This window comes from Aeromicrobium sp. PE09-221 (assembly GCF_002174305.1).
In the GTDB taxonomy this organism is placed as follows: Bacteria; Actinomycetota; Actinomycetes; order Propionibacteriales; family Nocardioidaceae; genus Aeromicrobium.
Window position 1 is genome coordinate 1 of record NZ_MIJB01000102.1, and the last position, 3,352, is coordinate 3,352.

The 3,352-nt window shown below is 60.2% G+C and carries 5 protein-coding genes; 3 read left to right on the forward strand and 2 right to left on the reverse strand.

The window, feature by feature from the left end; translation table 11 throughout:
- On the reverse strand, positions 1-1,141 hold a 1,141-nt coding region (locus BHE97_RS19555; protein ID WP_140400286.1), incomplete at its 3' end, for a Gfo/Idh/MocA family oxidoreductase.
- A 181-nt stretch (positions 1,142-1,322) separates the two neighbouring features.
- On the opposite strand from BHE97_RS19555, the gene BHE97_RS19560 reads away from it, so the two are divergent.
- Genes BHE97_RS19560 through BHE97_RS19570 form a run of 3 tightly spaced genes read left to right on the forward strand, consistent with a single transcriptional unit; the run spans position 1,323 to position 3,070 of the window.
- Entirely contained in the window at positions 1,323-1,688 is a 366-nt protein-coding gene (locus BHE97_RS19560; RefSeq protein WP_087625671.1) for a metalloregulator ArsR/SmtB family transcription factor, read from the forward strand.
- On the forward strand, positions 1,685-2,152 hold the full coding sequence (locus tag BHE97_RS19565) for an SRPBCC family protein (protein ID WP_087625672.1): 468 nt from the start codon (positions 1,685-1,687) through the stop codon (positions 2,150-2,152). Before BHE97_RS19560 ends, BHE97_RS19565 begins: the two co-directional genes overlap by 4 nt.
- Positions 2,153-2,191: 39 nt before the next feature.
- Positions 2,192-3,070: a hypothetical protein gene (locus BHE97_RS19570; protein WP_236757810.1), complete on the forward strand. Its 879-nt coding sequence runs from the start codon at positions 2,192-2,194 to the stop codon at positions 3,068-3,070.
- On the opposite strand, the gene BHE97_RS19575 is transcribed toward BHE97_RS19570, so the two are convergent.
- On the reverse strand, positions 3,060-3,308 hold the full coding sequence (locus tag BHE97_RS19575) for an ABC transporter permease (RefSeq protein WP_272896927.1): 249 nt from the start codon (positions 3,306-3,308) through the stop codon (positions 3,060-3,062). The two genes, BHE97_RS19570 and BHE97_RS19575, sit on opposite strands and share 11 nt — an antisense overlap.
- Positions 3,309-3,352 lie beyond the last annotated feature (44 nt).

Genomic DNA, 3,352 nt, shown 5'->3' on the forward strand with positions numbered 1-3,352 from the left:
TCAGCCTAGGAACACCTCGGGCCGCCGCAGCTCGGAGGTTTACGGCCTTGCCTGTTCGAGCGGCCTCGATGATGGCGGTCACTATGCGCACATCGCGCAAGCCTTCCTCGGCGGGAACCACTGGCGGGCGTTGTTCCAGGATGGCCAACGCCTCGTTGTCCATTTGTCTTGCTTGTTGATTCTCGATCTCTTGATTGAGTTTCTTGCCGTCGCTGGTTTCCCCCTTGACCCCGTTGTACGACTGCATGGGTTGCAATTGGTACCAGCCCTTCTCCGCTTCCACGCGCAAACGATTCTCATTGTCGAAGCGGCTGGCTTTGCCGTACGCGATCACCCCCGAGGGTAACTCGAGGTCGAACTCAGTGTTTTCGTCCACTTCTGTAAACACGTCGGGACGGTCCGCCCATTGCCGGGCGCGCACGACGCGCACGGGTTCTTCGCCCGATGCGTAGCGGATCGCGTTGATGCTATACACCCCCATGTCATAAAGGGCGCCGCCTCCCATCTTCGGGTCCATGCGCCAGCCGGTGTGGTCGTCGGAGAAACCTCCGGCGACCGCCCTGATGTTCCTAATGGGACCGTACGGCTTCTCTTCGGCAAATTGGATCACCGTTTGAGTGTTGGGTTCGTGCTGCATGCGGTATCCGATGGATAACGACACCTTGTTGCGTTCGCAGGCATCGATAATCGCCTGACACTCCTCCACGTTCATCGCCATCGGCTTTTCGCACCACACGTGTTTGCCGGCTTCAGCTGCCATGATCGAATATTTGGCGTGCAGGGACGTCGGTACCAAGAGGAAAACGACGTAGATGTCCGGGTTGTCGGCGATACGGGGCAACGATTCGTAGTCGTAAACGTTGCGGTCGGCGATGCCGTACTCCTTCTGCCAGCGTTCGACCTTGCTCGGTGTGCCCGTGACGATACCTTTGAGCTCGCAGTTTTTGGTGAGACGCAAGGCTGGAGCCAATTGCGTCTCGCTATAGTTTCCAAGTCCGAGCAACGCGACGCCCAACGGCTTGGTCGGCGTCGAGGTGGACGGCGGTTGGGAGGGCGGTTGGGAGGGCGGAGTGTTGGTGTTGGTCGTCGTGGTCGGAGAGGAAGCGCAACCTCCGCTCAACAGTGCGGCGCCACTTGCCATCGTGCCGAGCAGGACATCCCGGCGCGTGGGACGTAGAGAGCGCGGACGGTGCAGTCGATGAGTCATATCCCGGGTAATGAGGCAACCCGCCGCCGATGCCAACCCAGAGAATGCAGGTCACACGTTCAGAATACTAAAGCAACCACTTGACTTTAGTCACCGCCCACGAATACTAAAGAGAATGCTTCAGCGTTCGTCGGTAGATAAGGTTTTTCACGCGCTGTCGGACGCGACGCGGCGCGCCATCGTCGAGCGCTTAGCCTCGGGAAGCGCGTCGATGAGCGAACTCGCCGCCCCGTTGCCGATGTCGCTTTCGGCCGTAGGCCAACACGTTCAGCTGCTGGAGGAAAGCGGGGTCGTGGTGACGCGCAAGACCGGGCGGATCCGTCGCGTCGAGCTGCGTCCGGAAGCCTTAGCTGTCGCCGAGCACTGGTTTCGGAGCCACCGTGCGCGCTGGGAGCAGCGCCTCGATCGCCTGGGCTCGATCCTTCAAGAAGCTACCCCTGATGCGGAAAACACCCCTGACACAAAAACGAGCCGACCATGAATCACCCCGTCATTCACCAATCATTCACCATCGAGCGCTGCTACCCCACATCGGCAGAGCGAGTTTTCAAAGCGTTCTCGGACCCAGCCAAGAAGCGACGCTGGTTTGCCGAAGGTGAAGGCTTCGTCATCGACAGCTACAGCCTAGACTTTCACGTGGGCGGCTCAGAGCGCACACGCGTTCGCTGCGGAGAGGGCCCGTCCATGACCAACGATTGCGTCTACCTTGACCTGACACTCGTGCCAGACCGGCGTGTGGTTTTTGCTTATTCCATGACCATCGGAGGCGCTCCTCTTTCCTCGTCGCTCAGCACGATCGAGCTACTGGAAAACGGCGACGGCACGCTACTGCGCATGACGGAGCATACGGCGTATCTCGACGGCAACGATGGCTCAGCGGCTCGGCGCGAAGGTTGTTTGGAGCTGCTCGAAGCACTCGCCTCGGAGTTGTCGAATCACGGTTGAGGTTCGAAGTAACCCAAGCTCGAAGTACCCAGGATGCCTGTGCGTCGTCTCACCCTAGCCGTCCTGCTCATCGCCGTGCTTGCGGCAACCGCCGCTGGCGTGCCGTTCGTGAACACGGCTGGCCCAGGACCGTGGCAGCACGTTTCGGTACGGGGGGAGCCAGTAGAGGTGTATGGCATCGGTCCTTATCGTCACATGCCCGCGGACGTGGCCGTGCAAGGACTTGCTCAGGACCTCGTCACGCTCGCCGCGGGCATCCCCTTTTTGCTGTTTGCGTGGTGGTGGGCGCGGCGTGGTTCTCGCGCGGGACACGTGGCTTTGTGCGGGGCTGTCGCCTACCTGTTCGTGCAGTACTTCATGTACCTCGGTATGGGGACGTACAATGAGTTGTTCTTGGTGTACGTGCTGCTCGTGGGGCTGACTTTCCTAGCGCTGACCCGCCTTCTGCTCGCCGTACCGACGGCCAATTTTGCCGTTAACCTTCCGGCAGCGCGCCGGCGTTTCGTCGGCGTCTTCTTGCTCGTGAATGGCACGTTGGTGGCGCTACTTTGGCTGAGTGTCGTGGTCCCTCCGCTGCTCGCGGGAACGCTATATCCGGCAGACTTGGCAAATTTCACGACCCTCATCGTGCAAGGTTTCGACCTCGCCCTGTTTCTGCCCCCGTCCCTGCTGGCAGGCTATTGGTACTTGAAGCAGCGGCCTGCAGGTGAGCTGCTGGCCCCCGTCTACGTTGTCTTCTTGTCACTACAAATGGTCGCGCTGCTGGCGAAGATCGTATGGATGGCAGCACGCGGGGTGAGCGCCGGGCCGGCGCTCGTGCTCATCCCTCTACTCCTGCTTGGGGCCATCATGGCTGCCTTCTTTGCCTTGTCGGCACTAGCAGCGCCTCCGAAAAGGGATCCGTCGGTCACTGCTTGATGCGGTAACCCGTGCGGAAGATCCAGGCGATGAGGATCATGCACACGACGAGCACCGTGAGCGTGATGCCTAGACTCAACTCCACGCCCACGTCCGAAATCCCGTAGAAGCTCCAGCGAAAACCGCTGATCAAGTACACTACCGGGTTGAAGAGAGTCACGGTCTGCCAAAACGGAGGAAGCATCTTGATGGAGTAAAAGCTACCGCCCAAGAAGCTCAACGGGGTGACGAGCATCAAAGAGATGAACTGCAGCTATTCCCAGCCGCTCGCCACACCCCCGC